This window comes from Pseudomonas shirazensis (assembly GCF_050496565.1).
GTDB lineage: Bacteria > Pseudomonadota > Gammaproteobacteria > Pseudomonadales > Pseudomonadaceae > Aquipseudomonas > Aquipseudomonas shirazensis_A.
This window is the reverse complement of the sequence record NZ_JBNWAE010000012.1, coordinates 34,313-58,943: the sequence shown is the minus strand read 5'-3', so window position 1 is coordinate 58,943 and position 24,631 is coordinate 34,313. Positions and strand designations below refer to the sequence as shown.

27 protein-coding genes are annotated in these 24,631 nt (G+C 61.3%); 13 read left to right on the top strand and 14 right to left on the bottom strand.

Annotated features, from left to right (window positions below; translation table 11 throughout):
- Positions 1-21: 21 nt before the first annotated feature.
- The 9 genes from ACQZ2L_RS17835 to ACQZ2L_RS17795 all read right to left on the bottom strand — a co-directional run bounded on the left by ACQZ2L_RS17835 (position 22) and on the right by ACQZ2L_RS17795 (position 6,991).
- The gene (locus ACQZ2L_RS17835; protein ID WP_430327256.1) at positions 22-627 is read right to left on the bottom strand and encodes an START domain-containing protein; all 606 of its coding nucleotides are present in this window, start codon (positions 625-627) and stop codon (positions 22-24) included.
- 31 nt (positions 628-658) lie between these two features.
- Positions 659-913, bottom strand: coding sequence for a YkgJ family cysteine cluster protein (locus tag ACQZ2L_RS17830; protein ID WP_101318120.1), 255 nt, complete (start codon positions 911-913; stop codon positions 659-661).
- A 115-nt stretch (positions 914-1,028) separates the two neighbouring features.
- On the bottom strand, positions 1,029-1,550 hold the full coding sequence (locus ACQZ2L_RS17825) for a hypothetical protein (RefSeq protein WP_430327187.1): 522 nt from the start codon (positions 1,548-1,550) through the stop codon (positions 1,029-1,031).
- Positions 1,551-1,613: 63 nt separating this feature from the next.
- Positions 1,614-3,056, bottom strand: coding sequence for a PLP-dependent aminotransferase family protein (locus tag ACQZ2L_RS17820; protein ID WP_430327186.1), 1,443 nt, complete (start codon positions 3,054-3,056; stop codon positions 1,614-1,616).
- Between the two features lie 192 nt (positions 3,057-3,248).
- A complete protein-coding gene (locus tag ACQZ2L_RS17815) occupies positions 3,249-4,058 on the bottom strand; it encodes an OmpA family protein (RefSeq protein ID WP_101318115.1) in 810 nt (269 codons plus the stop codon).
- A complete protein-coding gene (locus ACQZ2L_RS17810; RefSeq protein WP_101318113.1) occupies positions 4,055-4,408 on the bottom strand; it encodes a DUF4398 domain-containing protein in 354 nt (117 codons plus the stop codon). The genes ACQZ2L_RS17815 and ACQZ2L_RS17810 overlap by 4 nt, the downstream gene beginning before the upstream one ends.
- A gap of 10 nt (positions 4,409-4,418) precedes the next feature.
- Positions 4,419-5,240 carry a substrate-binding periplasmic protein gene (locus tag ACQZ2L_RS17805; RefSeq protein WP_430327185.1) on the bottom strand — a complete coding sequence of 274 codons (822 nt, stop codon included), beginning with the start codon at positions 5,238-5,240 and terminating at the stop codon, positions 4,419-4,421.
- A 71-nt stretch (positions 5,241-5,311) separates the two neighbouring features.
- Positions 5,312-6,241 carry an electron transfer flavoprotein subunit alpha/FixB family protein gene (locus ACQZ2L_RS17800; protein ID WP_101318108.1) on the bottom strand — a complete coding sequence of 310 codons (930 nt, stop codon included), beginning with the start codon at positions 6,239-6,241 and terminating at the stop codon, positions 5,312-5,314.
- On the bottom strand, positions 6,242-6,991 hold the full coding sequence (locus ACQZ2L_RS17795; protein WP_430327184.1) for an electron transfer flavoprotein subunit beta/FixA family protein: 750 nt from the start codon (positions 6,989-6,991) through the stop codon (positions 6,242-6,244).
- A 539-nt stretch (positions 6,992-7,530) separates the two neighbouring features.
- Here ACQZ2L_RS17795 and ACQZ2L_RS17790 point away from each other — a divergent pair.
- A complete protein-coding gene (locus ACQZ2L_RS17790; protein ID WP_430327183.1) occupies positions 7,531-9,195 on the top strand; it encodes an electron transfer flavoprotein-ubiquinone oxidoreductase in 1,665 nt (554 codons plus the stop codon).
- A gap of 848 nt (positions 9,196-10,043) precedes the next feature.
- Here the strand turns inward: ACQZ2L_RS17790 and ACQZ2L_RS17785 are convergent.
- From ACQZ2L_RS17785 to ACQZ2L_RS17775, 3 genes are all read right to left on the bottom strand, one after another.
- On the bottom strand, positions 10,044-11,384 hold the full coding sequence (locus ACQZ2L_RS17785) for an MFS transporter (protein ID WP_430327182.1): 1,341 nt from the start codon (positions 11,382-11,384) through the stop codon (positions 10,044-10,046).
- A gap of 68 nt (positions 11,385-11,452) precedes the next feature.
- On the bottom strand, positions 11,453-11,932 hold the full coding sequence (locus ACQZ2L_RS17780) for a histidine kinase (protein WP_430327181.1): 480 nt from the start codon (positions 11,930-11,932) through the stop codon (positions 11,453-11,455).
- A gap of 156 nt (positions 11,933-12,088) precedes the next feature.
- Positions 12,089-12,565, bottom strand: coding sequence for a sigma-70 family RNA polymerase sigma factor (locus ACQZ2L_RS17775; RefSeq protein ID WP_430327180.1), 477 nt, complete (start codon positions 12,563-12,565; stop codon positions 12,089-12,091).
- A gap of 295 nt (positions 12,566-12,860) precedes the next feature.
- Between ACQZ2L_RS17775 and ACQZ2L_RS17770 the strand changes: the two genes are divergently transcribed.
- Positions 12,861-13,391, top strand: a complete 531-nt coding sequence (locus ACQZ2L_RS17770) for an RNA polymerase factor sigma-70 (RefSeq protein ID WP_430327179.1) — start codon at positions 12,861-12,863, stop codon at positions 13,389-13,391.
- A gap of 3 nt (positions 13,392-13,394) precedes the next feature.
- Here the strand turns inward: ACQZ2L_RS17770 and ACQZ2L_RS17765 are convergent, their stop codons facing one another.
- Positions 13,395-14,198: a substrate-binding periplasmic protein gene (locus ACQZ2L_RS17765; protein ID WP_430327255.1), complete on the bottom strand. Its 804-nt coding sequence runs from the start codon at positions 14,196-14,198 to the stop codon at positions 13,395-13,397.
- 150 nt (positions 14,199-14,348) lie between these two features.
- On the opposite strand from ACQZ2L_RS17765, the gene ACQZ2L_RS17760 reads away from it, so the two are divergent.
- The gene (locus ACQZ2L_RS17760; protein WP_430327178.1) at positions 14,349-14,900 is read left to right on the top strand and encodes an exonuclease domain-containing protein; all 552 of its coding nucleotides are present in this window, start codon (positions 14,349-14,351) and stop codon (positions 14,898-14,900) included.
- Positions 14,901-14,975: 75 nt separating this feature from the next.
- A complete protein-coding gene (locus ACQZ2L_RS17755; protein ID WP_430327177.1) occupies positions 14,976-15,260 on the top strand; it encodes a pyrimidine/purine nucleoside phosphorylase in 285 nt (94 codons plus the stop codon).
- 49 nt (positions 15,261-15,309) lie between these two features.
- On the opposite strand, the gene ACQZ2L_RS17750 is transcribed toward ACQZ2L_RS17755, so the two are convergent.
- On the bottom strand, positions 15,310-16,002 hold the full coding sequence (locus ACQZ2L_RS17750) for an alpha/beta family hydrolase (RefSeq protein ID WP_430327176.1): 693 nt from the start codon (positions 16,000-16,002) through the stop codon (positions 15,310-15,312).
- Positions 16,003-16,051: 49 nt separating this feature from the next.
- Between ACQZ2L_RS17750 and ccoN (ACQZ2L_RS17745) the strand changes: the two genes are divergently transcribed.
- The 9 genes from ccoN (ACQZ2L_RS17745) to ccoG all read left to right on the top strand — a co-directional run bounded on the left by ccoN (ACQZ2L_RS17745) (position 16,052) and on the right by ccoG (position 24,622).
- Positions 16,052-17,476, top strand: coding sequence for a cytochrome-c oxidase, cbb3-type subunit I (gene ccoN, locus ACQZ2L_RS17745; protein ID WP_430327175.1), 1,425 nt, complete (start codon positions 16,052-16,054; stop codon positions 17,474-17,476).
- A 13-nt stretch (positions 17,477-17,489) separates the two neighbouring features.
- A complete protein-coding gene (ccoO, locus tag ACQZ2L_RS17740; RefSeq protein WP_101318075.1) occupies positions 17,490-18,098 on the top strand; it encodes a cytochrome-c oxidase, cbb3-type subunit II in 609 nt (202 codons plus the stop codon).
- 9 nt (positions 18,099-18,107) lie between these two features.
- Positions 18,108-18,299, top strand: a complete 192-nt coding sequence (locus tag ACQZ2L_RS17735) for a cbb3-type cytochrome oxidase subunit 3 (protein WP_101322973.1) — start codon at positions 18,108-18,110, stop codon at positions 18,297-18,299.
- Positions 18,296-19,237: a cytochrome-c oxidase, cbb3-type subunit III gene (ccoP, locus tag ACQZ2L_RS17730; RefSeq protein ID WP_430327174.1), complete on the top strand. Its 942-nt coding sequence runs from the start codon at positions 18,296-18,298 to the stop codon at positions 19,235-19,237. Before ACQZ2L_RS17735 ends, ccoP (ACQZ2L_RS17730) begins: the two co-directional genes overlap by 4 nt.
- Before the next feature lie 515 nt (positions 19,238-19,752).
- Positions 19,753-21,195 carry a cytochrome-c oxidase, cbb3-type subunit I gene (ccoN, locus tag ACQZ2L_RS17725; RefSeq protein ID WP_103436733.1) on the top strand — a complete coding sequence of 481 codons (1,443 nt, stop codon included), beginning with the start codon at positions 19,753-19,755 and terminating at the stop codon, positions 21,193-21,195.
- Positions 21,195-21,803, top strand: coding sequence for a cytochrome-c oxidase, cbb3-type subunit II (gene ccoO, locus ACQZ2L_RS17720; protein ID WP_101318069.1), 609 nt, complete (start codon positions 21,195-21,197; stop codon positions 21,801-21,803). Before ccoN (ACQZ2L_RS17725) ends, ccoO (ACQZ2L_RS17720) begins: the two co-directional genes overlap by 1 nt.
- Before the next feature lie 5 nt (positions 21,804-21,808).
- The gene (locus ACQZ2L_RS17715; RefSeq protein WP_101318067.1) at positions 21,809-22,006 is read left to right on the top strand and encodes a cbb3-type cytochrome oxidase subunit 3; all 198 of its coding nucleotides are present in this window, start codon (positions 21,809-21,811) and stop codon (positions 22,004-22,006) included.
- A complete protein-coding gene (gene ccoP / locus ACQZ2L_RS17710; protein ID WP_430327173.1) occupies positions 22,003-22,983 on the top strand; it encodes a cytochrome-c oxidase, cbb3-type subunit III in 981 nt (326 codons plus the stop codon). The genes ACQZ2L_RS17715 and ccoP (ACQZ2L_RS17710) overlap by 4 nt, the downstream gene beginning before the upstream one ends.
- A gap of 223 nt (positions 22,984-23,206) precedes the next feature.
- A complete protein-coding gene (gene ccoG / locus ACQZ2L_RS17705; protein WP_430327172.1) occupies positions 23,207-24,622 on the top strand; it encodes a cytochrome c oxidase accessory protein CcoG in 1,416 nt (471 codons plus the stop codon).
- Positions 24,623-24,631 lie beyond the last annotated feature (9 nt).

The window sequence follows — 24,631 nt, the reverse complement described above, 5'->3', positions numbered from 1 at the left end:
AGCCTTTTTTGCATTTGCCGATCAGGGCTTCTCGGCGCGCTCGCGTAGCGCCTGCAGGGTATTGAAAGGTGCATCGACAACGAACTTGTTGGCCAGCCAGGACGGCACGCTGCCACCTGGCTCGGTATGCACCTGGTAGGTCACTTCAGTGCTGTCACCTTTGGGCACCAGTTTCCAGAAGCCTTCGACCTTGGCCACCCGCACATAACCTTTTTCTGCCGGCAGATAATCGGGCTTTTCTTCCAGCGTGCGCAGCAGGCTGCCGTCTGCTTGCTGGGTGGTGGTAACCAGCATCACCGAGTCACGCGGGGTGACCAGCGGCGGCGTATTGAAGCGGCTGTAGGTCCAGGTTTGATCACCTTCGTGCTTGAGCAGCTTCTGCGACTCGCACTCATGGATCCAGGCACAGGCCCCGGCAACATCCTCCTGCAGCGCTTTGACCTTGGCCAACGGCGCCTTGATCACCGTCACGCCGCGGTAGGCCTTGTACTGCGACCCTGGCACCTCGCTGAGCGACACGGTGATGCCGTCCTTGTCCTTGGCCACCTGCCAGTTTTCTGCCCAGGCAGCCGGGGCCAACAGCACACCCATGCCACACAGCAGTGCAATACGCTTGAACGATCTCATCATGCTTATCCTTGTTGTCGAAGATACCGTGTCACGCCGCCGTCATCTGCTCCAGCCAGCCAAGAAGCCTGATTGCCTCGTCACTGTCGCTGCCACACACCTCGACATCGGCCTTGAAGCCACCACACACTGCGGGGCGCTCCGGCCTGCCGAACAGCTCACAGAGATTGCTCGGCGTCAGGTGCAGGCAGCGCTCACCGGCCGGCTTGCCGTGCGGCATGCGCGGCATCGGCGAGCTGATCGAAGGGGCGATGCAGCAGGCACCGCAACCCTCTCGGCATTTCATCAATTCTAGGCTCCTGGAACAAAACGGGACGAACGTCCCTGATAGTAACGACTCAAACACACGTTTGAAATTGCTGGCCAGATGAAATCTGTCGTGACCCGGCAGTCAGTTGCAGCTACTGACGGAACTGGAAGTCGATGGCAGCACCTTCGACTTCACGCCGGCTGTCATTGCGCAACTGCAGCTGCATCTCGTTGTTGATCAAGCGTCCGTTGAGCTGGAAGGGGCTGTCATCCGCTGGCGGGTTTTCAGGAAACATCGACGGCAGTAGAGGCTTGCGTCGCTGCGACTGCGACTGCGACTGCGACTGCGACTGCGACTGCGACAACGTATCCACCTCCGGCTCAAGCTTGTCGACAAGGTGCGCAGGCAAGCTGAGGTCGAGCTTGGCCTTGGGTACCGGTTTGGCCACAGCCTTGCTGACTGCCTTGCGCTTGTTTCTCGCCACTGGCTTGGCCTTGGCCTTCTTGCGCACCGCAGCCTTCGCCGGGGGCGTGCTCGCCTTGCCAGCGGTGGCCTTGCTGGCCGCCTTGGCCGGGGCAGCGACGGGCGCTGTGGACGCAGCCTGCAGCGCACCGCTGGAGAAACACAGCGGAGCCAGGCAACACAACAGGGCAAAACAGCGAAGCGCTTTCATGAACTCCATAAACACCGCTGAATGACAGGACTATGCTGGCGGTTCCGCCTGAGTCTGGCAAGACTAGAACAGTGAACTGGCCGACTCTTTGCACAATTGATGGGCCAGCAGGCCAAGCGTGATCACGGCGCGCTCGGCTTCCTTGTTCCACGGGATGCCGCAGTTGAGCCGAATACAGTGGTTGAACTGCTCGGTATTACTGAAGATCAGCCCAGGCGCAATACTGATGCCCTGCTCCAGCGCCCGCACATGCAGCTCCTGAGTGTTGACCCGCCCAGGCAGGCTCACCCAGAGGATGAAGCCGCCGGTTGGCCGGGTCATTTGCGTACCCTCGGGGAAGTGCTGCTGCACCGCCAGCTGATAGGCGCTGAGGTTCTTGCGGTATTCCTGGCGAATGAAACGCAGGTGGCGGTCATAACCGCCATTTTCCAGGTAGGCGGAAACTCCCATCTGGGTCACGCTGCAAGCCGAGTGAGTTGTGAAGGTCTGCAAGCGCTGGATCTCGGCCTGATAACGGCCGGCAATCATCCAGCCCACCCGTACGCCGGGCGACAAGGTCTTGGAAAAGCTCGAGCAGTAGATCACCCGATCCAGCCGGTCGTAGGCCTTGAGGGCCTTGGTGCGGCCTTGTTCGAACATCAGCTCGCCGTAGATATCATCCTCGACAATCTGGATGTCGAAGTCTGATGCCAGCCGCAGCAGCTGCTTCTGGCGCTCTTCCGGGATGGTGCCACCGAGCGGGTTGCTCAACCGCGCGGTCAGTACCAGCGCCTTGATAGACCACTGATTGGCCGCCAGCTGCAATGCCTCCAGGCTGATGCCGTTGGCAGGGTCGCTGGGGATCTCGATGACTTTCAGCCCAAGCAGGTCTGCCAGTTGCAGCAGGCCGTAATAGGTCGGCGACTCGGCCGCGATCAGGTCGCCCGGCCGGGTCAGCACGCGCAGTGACATCTGCAGCGCATCGACACAGCCATGGGTCACGATGATCTCGCGCGGGTCGACCAGCACCCCGGCATCGCGCATGCGAATGGCTATTTGCCGGCGCAGTGGCTCGAAACCTGGGCTGAACATGTAACTGAACGCGCGCGGGCTGTGAAAACGAGTGACCTTGGCCAACTGCTGGTGCAGCGCTCGTACCGGCAGATAGTCGACATGGGGCACGGCAGCGCCGAACGGGAACACACCGTCACGGCGCGCCTCGGTCAGTACCTGCTGGATGATGGTGGCGCGGGTCACCAGTCCAGGCCGCTCGACGCGGGCGATGTCTGGCGTCTGCGCAGTCAGCGCTGGCGTCTGGTGCACATAGTAGCCGGACTGCGGCCGTGCACGGATCAGCCCCTGGTCTTCCAGGTTGGCGTAGGCCTGAAGCACGGTCGCGTGGCTGACATTGAGCTGCGCGCTCATCTTGCGTACCGACGGCACCCGCTCACCGGGCTGGTAGACACCACGACGGATGTCCTCGGCCAGTTGCTGGGCGATGCGCTGGTACAGCAGCAGGTTGGTCATGACGGATTCTCGAAGCGCGGACGGGTCGTTGTTTTTATGCGACTCACTGACAGGCAGAATACCGGAACAGTTGCAAAGTGTACGGGGACAGATTGCAGAGTAGTCGACATTACAGTTACGTGACCAGCACCCTTTCAGGGTTTACCCACGCCAGCTCACGGGGCCCTGCAACGACCCCGCGAGCAGCGTCTGTCAGCGTGGCGCGGCGAGTTTGCCCTTGTCGTCGGAGAAGACGATCTCGACTCGGCGGTTCTGCGCCCTGCCCCGCTCGGAAGCATTGACGTCGATCGGATACTGGTCGCCGTAACCCTCGACCTGAATACGCTTCTCGTCGATACCCAGATCGACCAGCATATCGGCCACGGCCTGTGCACGATCACGCGACAGCTTGAGGTTGTCTTCCGGCGTGCCGGTACTGTCGGTGTAGCCCTCGATGCGGATCACCCGACGCGGATTGAGCTGGAGAAACTGCACCAGCTTGAGCACGGTGCGACTGGCTGAGTTCTTCAGATCAGCCCGACCGGTGTCGAACAGCACATCGCCCAAGGTCATCACCAGGCCGCGTTCGCTCTGCTCGGAGGCCAGCGCGCTGATCTGCGCTTCGACCCACTTGCCTTGCTGTTGCACACTGGCCAGCTTGGCCTCACGCAGCGCCAACTGCAGGCGCTGACGCTCCAGATCAAGCTTGGCGATGCGCTCCTGATTCAACGACAGCTTGGCGTGCTCGGCAGCGATCTCGCTGTAGCGCTGGCTCAGATAAGCGTAGTGGCGCACATCGGCACCGGTGCCGATGTAGCTGGACAGCCGCTCAGCCTTGGCCAGCGACTCGCCGGCACGGATCACGTCACGTGGCGCACTGCGCAGTACGTTGGAGTCATCCTTGACCTTCTGGAACGCCGCGCTGGCATCCTCCAGGGCCGATTCGCTGCGCTGGCTGGCACAGCCCTGCAGCCCGACCAGCGCCAGCAATGCCAGCGCCGCGATTGGCGTCGTGCGGTTCATGGCTGCGCCTCCAATTGCTTGCGCAAGCGCTTGACCCGCGACTGCAGCACAGTCAACTGTTCTTCGCTCTTGAGCGTCAGCACCTGCGCCTCGGCCAGGCGTGCATCCAGTTCGGCCTGCTCGGCGCGCATGCGTGCATCGCGGTTGTCCTGGCTGAGCAGATTGGCTTTGGCGCGAGTCAGTTTTTCGTCTGCCAGCTTCAGCGCTTCGACCTGATCGGTGGCACCGACGGCCTTGGCCTGCTCCAGCGCCTGCTCGGACAGCCGCAGTTGTTCAGTGGGCGCCGGATCATTGGCACAGCCAGCCAGGCTGGTGATGGCCAGGGCCAGCATCAAGGGTTGGATTCTCAACACGGTCTTCCTACTGTTTGGGGGCATCCTGGGGCACCAACATCTGCGCCTTCCAGCGCTCGACGTTACGTTGCAGCACCGTTTCGGATGCACCGGAGATCGGCAATTCTGTCAGTTTTTTTGCCAGTTGTCCGCGCAACCAGGCGTCATTGCAGGCCGAGTTGTGCGACACCGCCAGGTACAGCCCGGGACGGTCCACCGGCAGACCACGGGCGATCAGGTCATTGGCCATGCCCAGACCCTGGACCATGGCCATGCCTGAGTAGCGCCCGGCCAGCACATAATCGACCTGACCGAGCACCAGCTTCTGGAACGCCTGAGTCAGGTTCTGCGCCGGCACCAGCTTGAGCTGCGCCTTGGCAAAGGCCTCGAAGGCCGGGGTCAGCCGGGCCCGCTCCGACAGCGTGCCTTGGTACTGAGCGAGATCAGCCGGGCCGTCGAACACCACGGCACCGTCATGCCGGGTCCAGACCAGGTATTCATTGAGCTGCAGCGCCGGGTGGATGTAATCCAGGGCATCCAGCTGGGTCACCTGCATGGGCGTATCGAGCAACACGTCCATACGCCCGCTGCGCACCTCTTCCAGCGCTTGATCGCGGCGGCCGGCGTGCAGCACTTCAAGCTTCAGGCCCAGCTCGGTCGCCACCTGGCGCAGCAGGTCGACGTTGGCCCCGATCAGGTGCCGCGGGTCTTGCGGGTCCTGCCATGAATAGGGCGGCGCATCCGGGCTGCCGGTGGCGACCAGGCGCTCGCACTTGCCGGCCGCCATGACTACAGGCGACATCAGCGCGGCCAGGCAGATCAGCGCCCTGCCCGTTCTGCGAAAATTCATCCACCACTCCTTATGAAAAAGCCCGGCCCTCATGTCGAGGGCCGGGCTTCTTTATAAGTGAAGCAGGCGGATCAGACCAGCTTTTCCAGCTCTGGAACTGCTTCGAACAGGTCCGCGACCAAGCCGTAATCAGCCACCTGGAAGATCGGCGCCTCTTCATCCTTGTTGATCGCAACGATCACTTTGGAGTCTTTCATACCGGCCAGGTGCTGGATCGCGCCGGAAATACCGACGGCGATGTACAGCTGTGGCGCGACGATCTTGCCGGTCTGACCGACCTGCATGTCGTTCGGCACAAAGCCTGCGTCGACCGCAGCGCGCGATGCGCCAACGGCGGCGCCGAGCTTGTCGGCCAGGGTGTACAGGTGCTTGAAGTTGTCACCGTTACCCATGCCGCGACCGCCGGAGACGACGATCTTGGCAGCGGTCAGCTCAGGACGATCCGACTTGGCCAGCTCTTCGCCAACGAACGCCGACTTGCCGGCATCGTGGGCGGCGCTGACGGCTTCGACAGTGGCCGAACCACCCTCGGCAGCAACCGGATCGAAACCGGTGGTACGCACGGTGATGACCTTGACGGCCGCGCTCGATTGCACGGTGGCAATGGCGTTACCGGCATAGATCGGGCGCTTGAAAGTGTCGGCAGACTCGACCGCGATGATCTCGGAGATCTGATCGACGTCCAGCAGCGCAGCAACCCGCGGCAGGATGTTCTTGCCGTTGGTGGTGGCCGGGGCCAGCACGTGGCTGTATCCCTTGCCCAGCTCGGCCAGCAGCGGCGCGACGTTTTCTGGCAGCAGGTGGGCATAGGCGGCGTTGTCGGCTACCAGCACCTTGGCTACGCCAGCGATCTTGGCAGCAGCTTCGGCGACAGCACCAACATTGGCGCCGGCGACCAGTACATGTACTTCACCACCGATCTTGGCGGCAGCAGCAACTGTATTGAGGGTGGCCGGGGCAACGGCGCCGTTCTCGTGTTCAGCGATAACCAGGATAGTCATTTAGATTACCTTCGCCTCGTTCTTCAGTTTCTCGACCAGTTCAGCCACCGACTTGACCTTGATACCCGCGCTGCGTGCAGCCGGCGCTTCGACTTTTACGGTCTTCACAGTGGAGGCGGTAGAAACGCCCAGCGCGTCCGGAGTAACAGTCTCCAGCGGCTTCTTCTTGGCCTTCATGATGTTCGGCAGCGACGCATAGCGCGGCTCATTCAGGCGCAGGTCGGTAGTGACGATCGCCGGCAGGTTCAGCGATACCGTCTGCAGGCCGCCATCGATTTCACGAGTGACGTTGAGCTTGTCACCGGCCACTTCAACCTTGGAGGCGAAGGTGCCCTGGGCGTAGCCAGTCAGCGCCGCGAGCATCTGCCCGGTCTGATTGTTGTCGCTGTCGATCGCCTGTTTGCCGAGGATCACCAGCTGCGGTTGTTCCTTGTCGACCAGCGCCTTGAGCGCCTTGGCCACGGCCAGCGAGTTCAGCTCTTCGCTGGTCTCGACCAGGATGGCACGGTCAGCGCCGAGGGCCAGCGCGGTGCGCAGTTGCTCCTGGGCAGCGGTCGGGCCGACTGCAACGGCGATGATCTCGGTCGCAACGCCCTTTTCTTTCAGGCGTACGGCTTCTTCCACCGCGATTTCGCAGAAGGGGTTCATGGACATCTTGACGTTTGCAAGGTCGACGCCGGAGTTGTCCGCTTTGACGCGAACCTTGACGTTGTAGTCGACCACTCGTTTGACAGCTACAAGAACCTTCATGGATTCCTCGTTACTCTCCGGTGAAAAGAAACTCGCCTAGGGGCAAAGGCCCGGCGATTGCGCGTGGGTACAAGGGCACCTCTAAAAACGTATCGGCCAGAGGATTACTCACTGTGACTGATAAGTCCTGTAGCGACTGCCGAGGCAGAACCTGCGGGTCATTTTCTGTGGTGGCGTGTAAACTCCACTACATGACGGCGTTCAGCCCGAAAACCCTGCTCTACACCTGGTCTTTAGGGGTGCTCCTGCGCCCATCGATCAGCCTACGGCGAGCGTAAAACCGCTCGTATCTTGACCGTAACACCCAGCCTGGTCAATACGGCAAATCGGCCAGCCTCCAGCCGCCTCCCTTTGATTTTACTGGTCTGCGGCAAATTCAAACAAACGTTTGTATTGGACCGTTGGAGTGGTGTAGATATAATGCGCGGCATGACCCAGCGGTGTAGTCCGTGTTCGGTAAAGCTACAGCCTAGATAGCTACCGGTGACTGCCCGTCCCCCGACAAGAAACAGCGATGAGCCTTGAGTAGGAGAGAACCAGTGGAACGCGAATACATGGAATTCGACGTGGTCATTGTCGGCGCCGGGCCGGCAGGCCTGTCCGCCGCCTGCCGTCTGAAGCAGAAGGCCGCCGAAGCCGGTAGCGAGATCAGCGTCTGCGTGGTCGAGAAAGGCTCCGAAGTCGGCGCTCATATCCTCTCTGGCGCGGTGTTCGAACCGCGCGCGCTGGATGAGCTGTTCCCTGACTGGAAAGCGCTCGGCGCCCCGCTCAACACCGCGGTCAAACGCGACGACATCTATGTCCTCAAAGATGCCGGCAGCTCGACCAAGGTGCCTGACCTGTTCGTGCCCAAGACCATGCACAACCAGGGCAACTACATCATCTCGCTGGGCAACCTGTGCCGCTGGCTGGCCCAGCAGGCGGAAAACCTCGGCGTTGAGGTGTACCCAGGCTTTGCCGCTCAGGAAGCGCTGATCGATGACAACGGCGTAGTCCGCGGCATCCTCACCGGCGACCTCGGCGTCGACCGCGAAGGCAAGCCGAAAGATGGCCTGTACACCCCAGGCATGGAACTGCGTGCCAAGTACACCCTGTTCGCAGAAGGCTGCCGCGGGCACATCGGCAAGCAACTGATCAAGCGCTTCAATCTCGACAGCGAGTCGGATGTGCAGCACTACGGCATCGGCATCAAAGAGATCTGGGAGATCGACCCGAGCAAGCATGAGCAAGGCCTGGTGGTGCATACCGCGGGCTGGCCGCTGGATGTGGTCAGCAACGAGAACACAGGTGGCTCGTTCCTCTATCACCTGGAGAACAACCAGGTGGTGGTTGGCCTTATCGTCGACCTGTCCTATGCCAACCCATACCTGTCGCCGTTCGATGAGTTCCAGCGTCTCAAGCACCATCCGGTGATCAGCCAGTATCTTGAGGGCGGCAAGCGCATCAGCTACGGCGCCCGCGCCCTGGCCAAAGGCGGTATCAACTCACTGCCAAAAATGGTCTTCAATGGCGGCGCATTGATCGGCTGCGACCTGGGCACCATGAACGTGGCCAAGATCAAGGGCAGCCATACGGCGATGAAGTCGGGCATGCTCGCCGCTGATGCGGTGGCTGCTGCGTTGCTGGCCGGGAGTGAAGGCGGTGATGTGCTCAACAGCTACGTCGATGGCTTCAAGGCCAGCTGGCTGCACGACGAGCTGTTTGCCAGCCGTAACTTTGGCCCGGCGATGCACAAGTTCGGGCCGCTGTTTGGCGCTGCCTTCAACTATGTCGACCAGAACTGGTTTGCTGGCAAGCTGCCGTTCACCCTGCGTGATACCAAGCCTGACTATGCGTGTCTGAAGCTGGCGGCGGATTCGAAGAAGATCGATTATCCGAAGCCGGATGGCAAGTTGAGCTTTGACAAGCTGAGCTCGGTGTTTCTCTCCAGTACCAACCATGAAGAGGAGCAGCCTTGCCACTTGAAGCTGGCTGATCCGAGTGTGCCGATTGCCAGTAACCTGCCGTTGTATGACGAGCCGGCGCAGCGGTATTGCCCGGCTGGGGTGTATGAGGTGGTTACGCAGGAGGATGGTGCCAAGCGGTTCCAGATCAATGCGCAGAACTGTGTGCATTGCAAAACGTGCGATATCAAGGATCCAGCGCAGAATATTACCTGGGTTACGCCTGAGGGTGCGGGTGGGCCTAACTATCCTAATATGTGATTATTTTAGGTTGGTTTGAGGTTGGGGGCTGGGGCTTATCCGTTTGTTTTATCGGTAGGTCCGGCCCCTTTCGCCCTTACGGCGAGTCACTTTTTTGACAAACGCCTCAAAAAAGTAACCAAAAAAAGGCTTGCTCCTACATACGGCCCCTTCGCTGCGCTGCGGGGTTCCCTCGCTTCGGTCTTGCTCCCGGGAGGACCGCGCTGAACGGGCCCTCCTGGCCCGCAGCGCTTGACGGCCATCCATGGCCGTCACCTCCCTCCGCAAGACCTGCGCTCGGCCTCCTGAAGTCGCAGTAGATCAAGATCAAAAGCAGATCAAGATCAAGTGCACGCCTCGCTGCGCTGGCGCAGAGCGGGATTGGTGTGGCTGCCTGATTTTTGTTTGATTTGAGATTGCCGGGGCTGCTGCGCAACCCCTCGCGGGTAAACCCGCTCCCACAGGAAGCTGAGCCAACTTGTGGGAGCGGGTTTACCCGCGAAGGGCCGCAAAGCGGCCCCGCCCTTGATCTGCGCCAGCGCAGCGAGGCGTGCTCTTGATCTTGATCCACCGGCGACTCAGGAGGCCGAGCGCAGGTCTTGCGAAGGGAGGTGACGGGCATGGATGCCCGTCAAGCGCTGCGGGCCAGGATGGCCCGTTCAGCGCGGTCCTCCCGGGAGCAAGACCGAAGCGAGGGAACCCCGCAGCGCAGGGGCCGGATGTGGAGCCAAGCATTTTTTTGGTTACTTTTTTGGGGCGTTTGCCAAAAAAGTGACTCGCCGTAAGGGCGAAAGGGGCCAGAACTACCTATAAATCAAATGGATAATCCCAAAAACCCGCGCCCCACCCCCGAAGACAGCCAAGGCAACCTAGACAGCCCGCTCACGACACAAAGCCGCCCCCACAACAGAACTATCCCCCGCAAACACCAACGACTCCCGCCCCTGAAAATACAGCGCAGTCACCGCCCCAACCACCCCCATCATCAAACAGAACCCCACACAAACCCAAGGGCTCCAAGGCATCAGAGCAATCAAAGCCAAAGGCGTAGTACTCGCCCACAACGCATAAGCCACGTTATAGGTAAAGGAAATCCCGGAAACCCGAATCTGCGCCGGGAACAGCCCCACCATCACCGAAGGCACCACCCCCACCACCCCACAGCAAAGCCCGGCCAAGGCATAGGCCGGCCAGATCACCGCCCACTGCCCCACCAGACTCGCATACAGCGCCGCAATCCCCACCGGCAGCGCCAGGCTGTAGATCAGCAACGCGCGCCACGCCCCGATCCGGTCAACCAGCAACCCAGCCAACACACAGCCAATATTCAAAAACACGATACCGACACTGCTCAAGGCAAAGGTATGCCCAGCACTGATGCCAAACCGCTGCTGCATCACCGTTGGCGTGATCACCACCAACACCACCACCGCCGAAGTCAGCACACAGGTCAGCAATGCCGCCGGCACCAACGCCCGTCGATGCTCGCGCAACACCTGCCGCAACGGAAACGCCACCGGCTGCTCACGCCGCTCACGCAATGCCAGAAACACCGGCGTCTCACTCAACCAACGGCGCAGCCAAACCCCAATCACGCCAAACACCCCGCCAAGCAAGAACGGATAACGCCAGGCGTAATCAAGAATCTCCTGCGGGGTAAACAACTGCGCCAGCAAACTAGCCGTCAGCGCGCCGAGCAAATAACCAAAGGTCAGCCCAGCCTGCAAAAATCCCAATGCGTAGCCTCGCCGACCATCCGGCGCATGCTCGGCAACGAAGGTCCAGGCGCTGGGGACTTCACCGCCCACTGCCGCGCCCTGCAGAATCCGCAGCGCCAATAGGATCAACGGCGCGGCGTAGCCTATGTCGGCGTAGGTCGGCATCACCCCGATCAACAGGCACGGCAGCGCCATCATCAGGATGCTCAGGCTGAACACCCGCTTGCGGCCCAGATGGTCGGCAAAATGCGCCATCAAGATACCGCCCAACGGCCGCGCCAGGTAACCGGTCACAAAAATCCCAAAGCTCTGCAACAAACGCAGCCACTCAGGCATTTCCGGCGGGAAAAACAGCTGGCTGAGGGTCAGGGCAAAGAACACGAAGATGATGAAATCGTAGATTTCCAACGCGCCGCCCAGCGCCGCCAGACCCAGGGTCCGGTGGTCAGCGCGGGTAAACCGCGGCACAGGCGCGCTATCGATGGCAGTCATGGCAGAGTCCGCAGATCGGCAAAGGGCGAGAGGATAACAAACCCTGCGGCAATCGGGCGCATCCAGGCTTAGCGGTTGAACACGGTCTGGGCGAAGTTGCGCCGTAGTCTTGGATAGCCCGAGCCTGGGGAAAGCCCGGGCGGCAGCGGCAACTGGCCGACCACCATCGGCAGGTCGATGATTGCCATAAATGACTCCAGCGCCTCGCTGTCAGGCACTTTCGGCAGGCTGATGCTCACCGCCTTGCGCTCGGTCTGCGGCACCGCCGGTACTTTCAGGTGCTGCGAGTGGTACAGCAGGGCATGCTGAATCTGCGAACTAACCCGGCAGAAACGCGCCAGATCAACACCTGCGTGGCTAGCCAGCTCGATGTTGCCAATCAGCAGATTGAACGGCTGCAGCGCGCTCTGCACCAGGCGCTGCAAGTCTTCGAAGTTTTCCACCGGGGCGATCCGGTAATACCCCATGGCATTGAGCATCTTCTCCAGCTGCAAACGCTGGGACGGATGCTCGTCGGCGATGAGGATGCGCAAGGCTTTATGAGGCATCGATCGAACCTGGGCAGAGGTAAGGACACACGCTCCATGACCATACTGCGCCAGTTCAGGCATGCCCGGTGACTACCAGGCGGGGTCTTTACTGATACTCGTCGCTAAAACGCGAGAAATCAAGGTGCCAGTACGGGGATTTTTACTGGCCGCCGTTCACGATTCCCACTGGCGCATGCGCACGCGGCAGTGCTTCATGGCATTGACGATGTGCTTTTCCACAAGGCTGCGGGAGATACCCAGGCGCTCGGCGATCTGCGGATGCGACAGGCCTTCGATCTTGCGCAACAGAAAACTCTCGCGGCACGGCGCGCTGAGTTCATCCAGTGCGCGTTGCATCAGCGCCAGTCGCTGGTCAAGCTGCATGCTCTGCGACGGCGCCGGGGTGTGCCAGCGCTCATCGTTGTCGAGCACATCAAGCGACTCGGCCCGGCGGACCAGGTGGCGGCGGTGGCGGTCAATCACCAGATTCAGCGCCGTGCGATAAAGGAACGCGCGGGGATGCTCGATCTGCTGCGTATCGGTACGCTCCAGCACCCGCAGATAAGCGTCGTGAGCCACGTCTTCAGCGGCCTGGCGATTGCCCAGACGCGCGCTAAGAAAGCTCACCAACTCACGGTAATAATGTTCCACAACGGCACCTGGCGTCTCCCTGCTCGGCAATAAGCGCTGCATTGACGCGGGACTGAGTGATATCAGCGTGCGATCTTACAAATTATAATTATTCTCAGCAACACAGTCTCGAGCACCCTTACCGTCATGTTGGGCAACTCACTGCTCCGGGCTGCCTGCTCCAGACACCGCACAATGGATAGTCATTATCCTTTGCATTTGACAATCATTACCATCAAGCCTAGTTTGTCGCTGGTCGCAGGAAGCGTCCTTAGCCAAAAACGCTCCTGTTCCCACAAGAGCTGAGGTGATTTCCATGGCGGACCAGCTATTCGCAAGTAACTGCAACTCCCCCTTGCTCCAGGCGTTCGTCGACAATCGCAGTATCCTTGTGAAAATCGCCGCCCGCATCACAGGCTGCCGCTCACGTGCCGAGGACGTCGTTCAGGACGCTTTCTTCAGGGTCAACGCGGCGCCGCAGATCACCTCCTCGATCAAGGCTCAACTCAGCTATCTGTTCCAGATCGTGCGCAACCTTGCGATCGATCACTACCGCAAGCAGGCGGTGGAGTTGCGGTATTCGGGCACAGAAGAGGAAGGCATGAATGTAGTAGTCGCCAATGCATCGCCAGAGCAAACCCATATCAACCTGGCTGCGCTTGAACATATCGCCGATGTGCTGAATGAGCTGCCACAGCGCACCCGTTATGCGTTCGAGATGTATCGGCTGCATGGTGTCCCACAAAAAGACATCGCCAAGGCGTTCGGCGTCTCGCCGACGCTGGTCAATTTCATGATCCGCGATGCCTTGATCCACTGTCGCAACAGCGCCCAGCTATATACCTGAGCGCTATTGCGGGCTGATCGTCTGGATTTGATAAGGCTGAAAAATCCGCGCCAACTCACCGTTGCTGCGCAGCTGTTGCAACAGTGTGGTAAATGCCTGCGGGCTGATCGGTGCGTCCGGGCGCAGCAGTGCGTAATGATGATAGCGCTGATCGACCCGCTCCGAGCCCAGCAGCTGCTCGCGGCTGGCAGGGTTGCGGGCGAGAAAATCATTGAAATACGAGCGCGTCACCAAAGCAATGTCGGCGCGGCCGCGCTGGACCATGAACAGGTTGCTGTCATGGGAATAGGTCAAGGTTGCGCGGAAGTTTGCAATGAGCTGCTGCGGGTCGGCATTGAAGCCGGCGAAGGCATAGTGATAGCCGTGATACACCGCCAGGCGTTTGCCATGCAGATCATCGAAGTAGCTTTGGTCACGGCCCGGCTGACGCCGCGCAACAAAAATCTCGGCGTCTTCCAGGCCCATGTCGACTGCACTATGGGCAACCTGTTGCCAGCCCCATTGAGGGTTCTCGAAAATTGCCATGTCAGTGCGCCCTTGCTCCAGGTCGGCAAAGCGCCGCGGAATCGAGGTGGGTACCAGCACGAAGTGGTAAGTCTGTTGCAGGGTGTTGAGCGCCTGCGTCAGTTGCGGCAGCAGGCCACTGTCGACGCCCCGCTCCGGGCGAAAGGTGTAAGGGGGAAAATGCGCTGCACCGACGCGCACTTCGATACCTGCTTCGGGCTCGGCCCAGGCAGGCGCGAGGTGCCCCAGCAGGGCAACCAGCAACAGCGACGATAAGGCCTTGAGCCTGGGCAGTGGAATCAACGCAGACACTTGCAGACACACCAAACCTTGATGCGCCTAAGCTAGGCGTTTTCCGCAAGCGGCACAACCAGCACATATGCTAAAGTGCCATAGGGTGCCTGTTTGGCCGAGTTTGGCTACTCTCTAGCCAGACTTGCAAGGGAGCCTGCCATGGCCCATTGGTTAGTGATCGACCTGGAGGCCACCACCGACGACGGTGGCTGGCCGCTCACGGAAATGGAAATCATCGAAATCGGCGCCAGCCTGGTGACGCGGCAAGGCCATGAGGTCGACCAGTTCCAGTGCTTCGTCAAGCCGAAAAAGCGCCCGCAGTTAACTCCGTTCTGCCGCCAGCTGACCCACATCAGCCAGGCGGACGTCGACGCTGCCGCGTGTTTTCGTGAAGCCTGGGCCGGGTTTGAGGGCTGGCTGAGTACGCATGCCGACGAACTGCAAGCCTGGGTCAGCTGGGGCGACTATGACCGCCGCCAGCTGCTGCAGGAGTGGCACGACTATAAAGTGCGCAGCGTGCTCCAGGACACCGCCCACATCAACCTCAAGCAGCGCTTCGCCAAGGCCCGCCACCTGCAACGCCCGGCCGGGCTCAACAGCGCTCTGCAACTGGCCGGCCTGCAGTTCAGCGGCCAGCAGCACCGCGCCCTCGAAGACGCGCGCAACACCGCGCGTTTGCTGCCACTGAGCCTGCCGACCGAGAGCCCCTGAAAGCAGATGACGACACGCTGGGGCTTGGGCATACTGGCCGGCCCCTTTTTCATCCCCCTTACAGGAGTCGCCCCCATGTTCAAGGTCAACGAGTACTTTGATGGCACCGTCAAGTCGATCGCTTTCGAAGGCACTGAAGGCCCGGCCACCGTCGGCGTCATGGCCCCGGGCGATTACGAGTTCGGCACCGCCAAGCGCGAAATCATGCACGTGGTTTCCGGCGCCCTGACCGTCAAGCTGCCAGGCAGCGACAACTGGCAGGAGTTCGCCGCTGGCAGCCAGTTCAATGTGCCTGCCGACAGCAAGTTCCAGCTCAAGGTCGCGGTTGCAACCGCTTACCTGTGCGAATACCGCGACTGATCCAACGGTCGCATTGGCTCAGCAGGCGCGGCGCCTGCTGAGTTGCTGTTCAGCGCTGGATGAAGCGGGCAACCCGTTCTGCGGTTGTCTGCAGGTGCTGCTCATGGGTGAAACCCGACGCTTTGAGCGGCTTGAGGTCATGATCCGCCGCCGCCAGCCAGCACAGTTCGATAGCTGACGACAGCTCGTACCCCGCGACCGTCTCCCGGTTACCCAGGGCATCGCGCTCGCCCTGAACAATCAAGGTCGGTGTCTGTAGTTCAGCCAAGTGCGCGACCCGCGGCTTTTCCGGCTTGCCCGCTGCATAGAACGGATATCCCAGGCACACCAGTGCATCTACCTGCAGTTCATCGGCCAGCAAACTGGCCATGCGCCCACCCATCGACTTGCCGCCAATCGCCAGCGGCCCTGTGACCAATGGTCGCACCTGTTGATACACCTCGCGCCAGCATTCAAGCAAAACCTTCTGCGGGTTAGGTGGCCGCCTGCCGCCCGTTACGCGCCGTTCGGCCATGTACGGGAACTCGAAGCGCACTACCGCCAGCCCTTGCCCTGTGAGCCTTTGCGCCATGTCGTTCATGAACCCGCTGTCCATCGGAGCGCCGGCCCCATGGGCCAGGATCAAACACCCCGCATTGCCCTGCGCGCCACCGGTCGGCGGCAGATCGCAGCGCAAGCCTGAAACATTTGTCACTTGCGCCCATTGATCCCCGTCAATACCGGCATTTTGCCCATCTCTCATTCTTGCCTCGCTGTTTAGTCTGCCTATAACCGTGGATGGGAACCCATACATGAACACAACACCCAGAACCGCCTACAACTACAAGGTGGTCCGCCAATTCGCCATTATGACGGTGGTGTGGGGAATCGTCGGGATGGGGCTCGGCGTTTTCATCGCCGCCCAGCTCGCCTGGCCTGCCCTCAACTTCGACCTGCCGTGGACCAGCTTCGGCCGCCTGCGACCGCTGCACACCAACGCAGTGATCTTCGCCTTCGGCGGCTGCGCGCTGTTTGCCACCTCGTATTACTCGGTGCAGCGCACCTGCCAGACCACCCTGTTCGCGCCGCGCCTGGCGGCATTCTCGTTCTGGGGCTGGCAACTGGTAATCCTGCTCGCCGCGATCAGCCTGCCGCTGGGCTACACCAGCTCCAAGGAATACGCCGAGCTGGAATGGCCGATCGACATCCTGATCACCATTGTCTGGGTGGCCTACGCGATCGTGTTCTTCGGTACGCTGATCAAGCGCACTACCAAGCACATCTATGTGGGTAACTGGTTCTTCGGTGCGTTCATCCTCACCGTGGCGCTGCTGCACATCGTCAACAACCTGGAAATCCCGGTCAGCCTGACCAAGTCCTACTCGATCTATGCCGGCGCAACCGACGCCATGGTCCAGTGGTGGTACGGCCACAACGCGGTGGGCTTCTTCCTGACCGCAGGCTTCCTCGGCATGATGTACTACTACGTGCCCAAGCAGGCCGAACGCCCGGTGTATTCCTATCGGTTGTCGATCGTGCACTTCTGGGCGCTGATCACCCTGTACATCTGGGCCGGCCCGCACCACCTGCACTACACCGCCCTGCCCGACTGGGCGCAATCACTGGGCATGGTCATGTCGCTGATCCTGCTTGCGCCAAGCTGGGGCGGCATGATCAACGGCATGATGACCCTGTCGGGCGCCTGGCACAAACTGCGCAGCGACCCGATTCTGCGCTTCCTGGTGGTGTCGCTGGCGTTCTACGGCATGTCGACCTTCGAAGGGCCGATGATGGCGATCAAGACCGTCAACGCCCTGTCGCACTACACCGACTGGACCATCGGCCACGTCCATGCCGGCGCGCTGGGCTGGGTAGCAATGATTTCGATTGGTGCGCTGTATCACACCATTCCGAAAATCTGGGGCAAAGAGCGCATGTACAGCATTGGCTTGATCAATGCGCACTTCTGGCTGGCAACCATCGGCACCGTGTTGTACATAGCCTCGATGTGGGTCAACGGTATCGCCCAGGGCCTGATGTGGCGCGCAGTCAACGCCGACGGCACCCTCACCTACTCGTTCGTCGAAACCCTGGTGGCCAGCCACCCAGGCTTCATCGTGCGCTTCGTCGGTGGTGCGATCTTCCTCAGCGGCATGTTCCTGATGGCCTGGAACACCTGGCGCACGGTGCGCGCACCGGATGCAGCCGCCGCCCCTGCGAACGCCCAGTTGGCCTGAGGAGAGTTGTCTGATGAAACATGAAGTCATCGAGAAAAACGTCGGCCTGCTGGCAGTGTTGATGGTGTTGGCCGTCAGTATCGGCGGCCTGACCCAGATCGTCCCGCTGTTCTTCCAGGACGTCACCAACAAGCCGGTAGAAGGCATGAAGCCCTACACCGCGCTGCAGCTGGAAGGCCGCGATATCTACATTCGCGAAGGCTGCGTCGGTTGCCACTCGCAGATGATCCGGCCGTTCCGTGCTGAAACCGAGCGCTACGGACACTACTCGGTCGCCGGCGAGAGCGTCTGGGACCACCCGTTCCTGTGGGGCTCCAAGCGCACCGGGCCGGACCTGGCCCGAGTCGGCGGGCGCTACTCGGACGACTGGCACCGCGCGCATCTATACAACCCGCGCAACGTCGTCCCCGAGTCGAAGATGCCGTCCTACCCATGGCTGGTCGCCGACCAGGTCGACAACAGCCACACCGAGACCAAGATGCGCGCCCTGCGCACCCTCGGCGTGCCTTACACCGACGCGGATATCGCCGGTGCCCGTGACGCCGTCAAGGGCCATACCGAGATGGACGCGCTGGTGGCCTACCTGCAGGTGCTCGGCACTGCGATCAAGAACAAGAGGTAAGCAATGGAACTGTCAATCGACATCGGCATGATCCGCGGCCTCGGCACCCTGGTGGTGATGATCGCCTTCATCGGCCTGAGCCTGTGGGTGTTCAACCGTCGCCGTGACCGTGATTTCGCCGAAGCGCGCCTGCTGCCCTTCGACGATGACCGCCTGCCCCCTGCCGGGCAGGAGCCTGCAATGAGGAGTAACGGGCAATGACCACCTTCTGGAGTACGTACATCAGCGTACTGACCATCGGCAGCCTGATCGGCCTGACCTGGCTGCTGCTCAGCACCCGCAAGGGCCAGAGCAAGGACACCACCGACCAGACCATGGGCCACAGCTTCGATGGCATCGAGGAGTACGACAACCCGCTGCCCAAGTGGTGGTTCTGGCTGTTCGTCGGCACCCTCGCCTTCGGCGTCGGTTACCTGATCCTGTACCCAGGCCTAGGCAACTGGAAAGGCATCCTGCCGGGCTACGAGAATGGCTGGACCCAGGTCGATGAATGGCAGCGCGAGATGGACAAGGCCGACGCCCGCTTCGGGCCGATCTTTGCCAAGTTCGCCGCCATGCCGGTGGAAGAAGTGGCCAAGGACCCGCAAGCGCTGAAAATGGGCGGTCGCTTGTTTGCCTCGAACTGCTCGGTGTGCCACGGCTCGGACGCCAAGGGTGCCTACGGCTTCCCCAATCTGACCGACAGCGACTGGCGCTGGGGCGGCGACCCGGAAACCATCAAGGCCTCGATCATGAACGGCCGCCACGGCGTCATGCCGGGCTGGGCGGAGGTGATCGGTGAGCAGGGCGTGGCTGATGTGGCCGCATTCGTGCTGACCAACATGGACGGTCGCACGCTGCCTGAAGGGGTCAAGGCTGATCCAGCCAAGGGCCAGCAGATTTTCGCCAGCAACTGCGTTGCCTGCCATGGCCCGGAAGGTAAAGGCACGCCAGTGATGGGCGCACCTGACCTGACCCATCCGCAGGCGTTCATCTATGGGTCCAGCTTCGCCCAGCTGCAGCAGACCATTCGCTACGGCCGCCAGGGGCAGATGCCGGCGCAGGCTGACATCCAGGGCCACGACAAGGTCCACCTTCTGGCCGCCTACGTGTACAGCCTGTCGCAACCGCAACCGGCCGAGACGGTAACCGCCAAGTAACACCCCCCGGGGCTGCTCTGCAGCCCTTTCCGACCGGTCCGGCGCCCCGGCAAGGCCGCTCCTACAGGTGAAATGCGATCCGTGTAGGAGCGGCCTTGTGTCGCGAAAGGGCCGTGAAACGGCCCCGGCTCCCTCCCGCCGCACCCCCTCGCTTGCACCCCCTCCGAACACAACTAAGCTTGATGCCAAGGCGGCAACGCCCTGCTCGCACGTCTTATGGCGCCTGATGCTGGGCCGACTTTGGGCGGTTCAAGCTACGGCTTTCGGAGGGTATCCGACCTACCCAGGCAGGCCCAAAAAAGCCTGACCGATCGATCAGAAAAAGTCGAGAAACGGTACACATAACAAATATTTATTTGTGTACAATCGTCCAGACCCAAGCGCTGCGGGACGGCAGTATGCAGGGTGTGGACACGGGTCGGCGCAAGGAGCCTTGCGTTGCCATACCCCCAGGGGTTACCGATACTGGCGCCGATTTTCAACAAACAAGAATATTCAAACCGTGGAACCTTAGAATGAGCACAGCAATCAGTCCGACTGCTTATAACTATAAGGTCGTCCGCCAGTTCGCCATCATGACGGTGGTCTGGGGGATCCTTGGCATGGGGCTCGGGGTGTTCATCGCCTCGCAACTGGTCTGGCCGCAACTGAACCTCGACCTGCCCTGGACCAGCTTTGGCCGCCTGCGCCCGCTGCACACCAACCTGGTGATTTTCGCCTTTGGTGGCTGTGCGCTGTTTGGCACCTCCTATTACGTGGTGCAGCGCACCTGCCAGACGCGGTTGATTTCCGACAGTTTGGCGGCGTTCACCTTCTGGGGTTGGCAGGCGGTCATCGTCAGCGCCTTGATCACCCTGCCATTGGGTTACACCACGACCAAGGAATACGCCGAGCTCGAGTGGCCGATCGCGATTCTGCTGGCGATCGTCTGGGTCACCTACGGGGTGGTGTTCTTCGGCACCATCGTCAAGCGCAAGACCAAGCACATCTATGTCGGCAACTGGTTCTACGGTGCCTTCATCGTCGTCACCGCGATGCTGCACATCGTCAACCACATCTCGCTGCCGGTCAGCCTGTTCAAGTCGTATTCGGCCTACGCCGGCGCGACAGACGCGATGATCCAGTGGTGGTACGGGCACAACGCGGTGGGCTTCTTCCTGACCACGGGCTTCCTCGGCATGATGTATTACTTCGTGCCCAAGCAGGCCGAGCGGCCGATCTACTCGTACCGCTTGTCGATCGTGCACTTCTGGGCGCTGATCACCCTGTACATCTGGGCTGGCCCGCACCACCTGCATTACACCGCTCTGCCTGACTGGGCGCAGTCGCTGGGCATGGTCATGTCGATCATCCTCCTGGCGCCGAGCTGGGGCGGCATGATCAACGGCATGATGACCCTGTCCGGGGCCTGGCACAAACTGCGCACCGACCCGATCCTGCGCTTCCTGGTGGTGTCGCTGGCGTTCTACGGCATGTCGACCTTCGAAGGGCCGATGATGGCGATCAAGACGGTCAACTCGCTGTCGCACTACACCGACTGGACCATCGGCCACGTACACGCCGGCGCGCTTGGCTGGGTGGCGATGATCTCGATCGGCGCCATCTACCACATGATTCCCAAGCTCTACGGCCGGGCGCAGATGCACAGCGTCGGTCTGATCAACGCGCACTTCTGGCTGGCGACCATCGGCACCGTGCTGTACATCGCCTCGATGTGGGTCAACGGCATTACCCAGGGCCTGATGTGGCGTGCGATCAACGATGACGGCACCCTCACCTACTCGTTCGTCGAGGCGCTGCAGGCCAGCCATCCGGGCTATATCGTCCGCGCAGTGGGCGGTGCGTTCTTCGCCTCGGGGATGTTGCTGATGGCTTACAACGTGTTGCGCACGGTACGTGCAGCGGACGCCACAGAAGCTGAAGCCGCCGCCAAGATCGTCGTTGTGGGAGCGCACTGATGAAGCATGAAGCAGTCGAGAAGAACATCGGCCTGTTGGCCTTCTTCATGGTCATCGCCGTCAGCATCGGTGGCCTGACCCAGATCGTCCCGCTGTTTTTCCAGGACGTCACCAACAAGCCGGTCGAAGGCATGAAGCCGCGCACTGCGCTGGAGCTTGAAGGCCGCGATATCTATATCCGCGAAGGCTGCGTCGGCTGCCACTCGCAGATGATCCGCCCATTCCGCGCCGAAACCGAACGCTACGGGCACTACTCGGTGGCCGGTGAAAGCGTCTGGGATCACCCGTTCCTGTGGGGCTCCAAGCGTACCGGGCCGGACCTGGCGCGGGTCGGCGGGCGTTACTCGGATGACTGGCACCGCGCGCACCTGTACAACCCGCGCAACGTCGTGCCCGAGTCGAAGATGCCGTCCTACCCGTGGCTGGTCGAGCACAAGCTCGATGGCAAGGACACCGCGAAAAAGCTCGAAGTGCTGCGCACCCTGGGCGTGCCGTACACCGATGCCGACATCGCCGGCGCCGCCGATGCTGTCCGCGGCAAGACCGAGATGGACGCGCTGGTGGCGTACCTGCAAGGCCTTGGCACCATCATCAAAAGCAAACGGTGACGCTGATGGATATCGGAATGATCCGTGGCCTGGGCACCGTGGTGGTACTGGTGGCGTTCGTCGGCCTCGCGTTGTGGGTGTTCAGCCCGCGGCGCAAGCGCGACTTCGACGAGGCCACGCAACTGCCTTTTGCCGATGACCCCGAAGCCAGCCAGCACGTCGAGCAAGCGCAAGCAAAAGCGTCTAGGAGCAAACAACAATGACTACCTTCTGGAGCCTGTACGTCAGCGTGCTGACGTTGGGCACGATCTTCGCCCTTACCTGGCTGCTGCTGTCGACCCGCAAGGGCCAGCGCGAAGACATCACCGACGAGACCGTTGGCCACGCCTTCGACGGCATCGAGGAATACGACAACCCGCTGCCCAAATGGTGGTTCTGGCTGTTTGTCGGCACCATCATCTTTGCCCTGGGTTACCTGGTGCTGTACCCAGGCCTGGGCAACTGGAAAGGCATCCTGCCGGGCTACAGCTACCTCGATAACGACAAGCAGACCGAGTTCAGCAACGGTGAGGCGGGCTGGACCGGCGTGCACGAGTGGGAAAAGGAAATGGCCAAGGCCAATGCCCGCTTCGGGCCGATCTTTGCCAAGTTTGCCGCGATGCCGATCGAGGAAGTCGCCAAGGACCCGCAGGCGCTGAAAATGGGTGGCCGGTTGTTCGCCTCCAACTGCTCGGTGTGCCACGGTTCCGACGCCAAGGGCGCCTATGGCTTCCCCAACCTGACCGACAGCGACTGGCGCTGGGGCGGTGAGCCGGAGACGATCAAGGCCTCGATCATGAACGGCCGCCACGGCGTGATGCCGGCCTGGGCCGAGGTGCTCGGTGAGCAAGGTGTGGCTGATGTGGCCGCCTTTGTCCTGACCAACCTGGACGGGCGCAAGCTGCCAGAGGGTATCAAGGCAGATCCTGCCAACGGCCAGAAACTGTTCGCCACCAACTGCGTGGCCTGCCACGGGCCCGAGGCCAAGGGCACGCCGGCCATGGGCGCACCTGACCTGACCCATCCGCAGGCGTTCATCTACGGCTCAAGCTTCGCCCAGTTGCAGCAGACCATCCGCTACGGTCGTCAGGGCCAGATGCCGGCCCAGGCTGAACTGCAAGGCAATGACAAGGTGCACCTGCTGGCCGCCTATGTGTACAGCTTGTCGCAGCAGGAACCGGCCGAGCCTGCCAAGCCGTAATCCAGCCAGATCAGCCGAGGCGTTTGCGTCTCGGCTGATCTGGATCAATTGACAATCGCGCATACACCATTTCATAGGCAAACCCAACGCGACATAACGTCGCAGTGCGGTCCGACCCCGCCAGCACAGGCGTATCATAGGCCGCAGAGCGTCAGCACCAGGCGCACGACCGCGGCCGGCATGCACTGGTCGCGGCACTTCTCCACTGCCGTGGGACTCGATGATGAGCAAGCACATTCCGGTACATGACGTGACCCCGCCTGCCAACAAGGGAAAGGATTCCGTCGACCTCTATGCCTCCCGTGCCAAGATCTACACCCGCGCCTTCACCGGCGTGTTCCGCAGGCTGCGCATGGTCGGCGGCGCGCTGCTGTTTCTGCTCTACTTCGGCACCGTGTGGCTGAACTGGGGTGGCCATCAGGCCGTCTGGTGGAACCTGCCCGAGCGCAAGTTCTACATCTTTGGCACCACCATCTGGCCGCAGGATTTCATTCTGCTGTCGGGCATTCTGATCGTCGCCGCTTTTGGCCTGTTTTTCATCACCGTGTTCGCCGGGCGCATCTGGTGCGGCTACACTTGCCCGCAAAGCGTGTGGACCTGGGTGTTCATGTGGTGCGAGAAAATCACAGAAGGTGACCGCAACCAGCGCATGAAGCTCGACAAGGCGCCAATGAGCGCCAACAAGCTCGCACGCAAGACCGCCAAGCACAGCCTGTGGCTGCTGATCGGTTTCGTCACCGGGGTGACCTTTGTCGGTTACTTCTCGCCGATCCGCGAACTGCTCGTGGAATTCTTCACCGGCCAAGCCGATGGCTGGGCCTACTTCTGGGTCGGCTTCTTCACCCTGGCCACCTACGGCAATGCCGGCTGGCTGCGCGAACAGGTGTGCATCTACATGTGCCCGTATGCGCGCTTCCAGAGTGTGATGTTCGACAAGGACACCCTGATCGTCTCGTACGACCCGCGCCGCGGCGAGCTGCGCGGCCCGCGCAAGAAAGACGCCGACTACAAGGCGCAAGGTCTGGGCGACTGCATCGACTGCACCATGTGCGTGCAGGTGTGCCCGACCGGCATCGACATCCGTGACGGCCTGCAGGTCGAGTGCATCGGCTGCGCCGCCTGCATCGACGCCTGCGACACCATCATGGACAAGATGAACTACCCGCGCGGGCTGGTCAGCTACACCACCGAACACAACCTGTCCGGACAGAAAACCCACATGGCGCGGCCGCGCCTGATCGGTTATGCAGTAGTCCTGCTGGTGATGATCGGCGCCCTGGCCACGGCCTTTGCCACCCGTTCGCTGGTGGGCTTCGATGTCAGCAAGGACCGCGTGCTGTACCGCGAAAACGCCCAAGGGCGGATCGAGAACGTGTACAGCCTCAAGGTCATGAACAAGGACCAGCGCGATCACGTCTACGTGCTCGACGCCAGCGGCCTGCCAGACCTGCAACTGCAAGGCCGACGCGAGATTCGCGTCGAGGCCGGTGATATCGTCAGCCTGCCGGTACAGCTGTCGGTGGCTCCCGAGCAGTTGCCGTCGACCACCAATGAAGTCATCTTCACCCTCAAGGACGCCGACGACAATGGCACCCAGGTTGAAGCCAAGAGCCGATTCATCGGCCCGCAAATTCGCTAAGGAACCCGC

What these genes read in the sequence shown, in the direction of transcription:
- ccoO (WP_101318069.1), top strand. Translation starts at nt 21,195, where the DNA reads ATGAAGCATGAAGCAGTCGAGAAGAACATCGGCCTGTTGGCCTTCTTC.
- ccoO (WP_101318075.1), top strand. Translation starts at nt 17,490, where the DNA reads ATGAAACATGAAGTCATCGAGAAAAACGTCGGCCTGCTGGCAGTGTTG.
- ccoG (WP_430327172.1), top strand. Translation starts at nt 23,207, where the DNA reads ATGAGCAAGCACATTCCGGTACATGACGTGACCCCGCCTGCCAACAAG.
- ACQZ2L_RS17835 (WP_430327256.1), bottom strand. Translation starts at nt 627, where the DNA reads ATGAGATCGTTCAAGCGTATTGCACTGCTGTGTGGCATGGGTGTGCTG.
- ACQZ2L_RS17750 (WP_430327176.1), bottom strand. Translation starts at nt 16,002, where the DNA reads ATGAGAGATGGGCAAAATGCCGGTATTGACGGGGATCAATGGGCGCAA.
- ACQZ2L_RS17830 (WP_101318120.1), bottom strand. Translation starts at nt 913, where the DNA reads ATGAAATGCCGAGAGGGTTGCGGTGCCTGCTGCATCGCCCCTTCGATC.
- ACQZ2L_RS17785 (WP_430327182.1), bottom strand. Translation starts at nt 11,384, where the DNA reads ATGACTGCCATCGATAGCGCGCCTGTGCCGCGGTTTACCCGCGCTGAC.
- ccoN (WP_103436733.1), top strand. Translation starts at nt 19,753, where the DNA reads ATGAGCACAGCAATCAGTCCGACTGCTTATAACTATAAGGTCGTCCGC.
- ccoN (WP_430327175.1), top strand. Translation starts at nt 16,052, where the DNA reads ATGAACACAACACCCAGAACCGCCTACAACTACAAGGTGGTCCGCCAA.
- ACQZ2L_RS17815 (WP_101318115.1), bottom strand. Translation starts at nt 4,058, where the DNA reads ATGAACCGCACGACGCCAATCGCGGCGCTGGCATTGCTGGCGCTGGTC.
- ACQZ2L_RS17760 (WP_430327178.1), top strand. Translation starts at nt 14,349, where the DNA reads ATGGCCCATTGGTTAGTGATCGACCTGGAGGCCACCACCGACGACGGT.
- ACQZ2L_RS17715 (WP_101318067.1), top strand. Translation starts at nt 21,809, where the DNA reads ATGGATATCGGAATGATCCGTGGCCTGGGCACCGTGGTGGTACTGGTG.
- ccoP (WP_430327173.1), top strand. Translation starts at nt 22,003, where the DNA reads ATGACTACCTTCTGGAGCCTGTACGTCAGCGTGCTGACGTTGGGCACG.
- ACQZ2L_RS17800 (WP_101318108.1), bottom strand. Translation starts at nt 6,241, where the DNA reads ATGACTATCCTGGTTATCGCTGAACACGAGAACGGCGCCGTTGCCCCG.
- ACQZ2L_RS17795 (WP_430327184.1), bottom strand. Translation starts at nt 6,991, where the DNA reads ATGAAGGTTCTTGTAGCTGTCAAACGAGTGGTCGACTACAACGTCAAG.
- ACQZ2L_RS17755 (WP_430327177.1), top strand. Translation starts at nt 14,976, where the DNA reads ATGTTCAAGGTCAACGAGTACTTTGATGGCACCGTCAAGTCGATCGCT.
- ACQZ2L_RS17805 (WP_430327185.1), bottom strand. Translation starts at nt 5,240, where the DNA reads ATGAATTTTCGCAGAACGGGCAGGGCGCTGATCTGCCTGGCCGCGCTG.
- ACQZ2L_RS17825 (WP_430327187.1), bottom strand. Translation starts at nt 1,550, where the DNA reads ATGAAAGCGCTTCGCTGTTTTGCCCTGTTGTGTTGCCTGGCTCCGCTG.
- ACQZ2L_RS17820 (WP_430327186.1), bottom strand. Translation starts at nt 3,056, where the DNA reads ATGACCAACCTGCTGCTGTACCAGCGCATCGCCCAGCAACTGGCCGAG.
- ACQZ2L_RS17780 (WP_430327181.1), bottom strand. Translation starts at nt 11,932, where the DNA reads ATGCCTCATAAAGCCTTGCGCATCCTCATCGCCGACGAGCATCCGTCC.
- ccoP (WP_430327174.1), top strand. Translation starts at nt 18,296, where the DNA reads ATGACCACCTTCTGGAGTACGTACATCAGCGTACTGACCATCGGCAGC.
- ACQZ2L_RS17770 (WP_430327179.1), top strand. Translation starts at nt 12,861, where the DNA reads ATGGCGGACCAGCTATTCGCAAGTAACTGCAACTCCCCCTTGCTCCAG.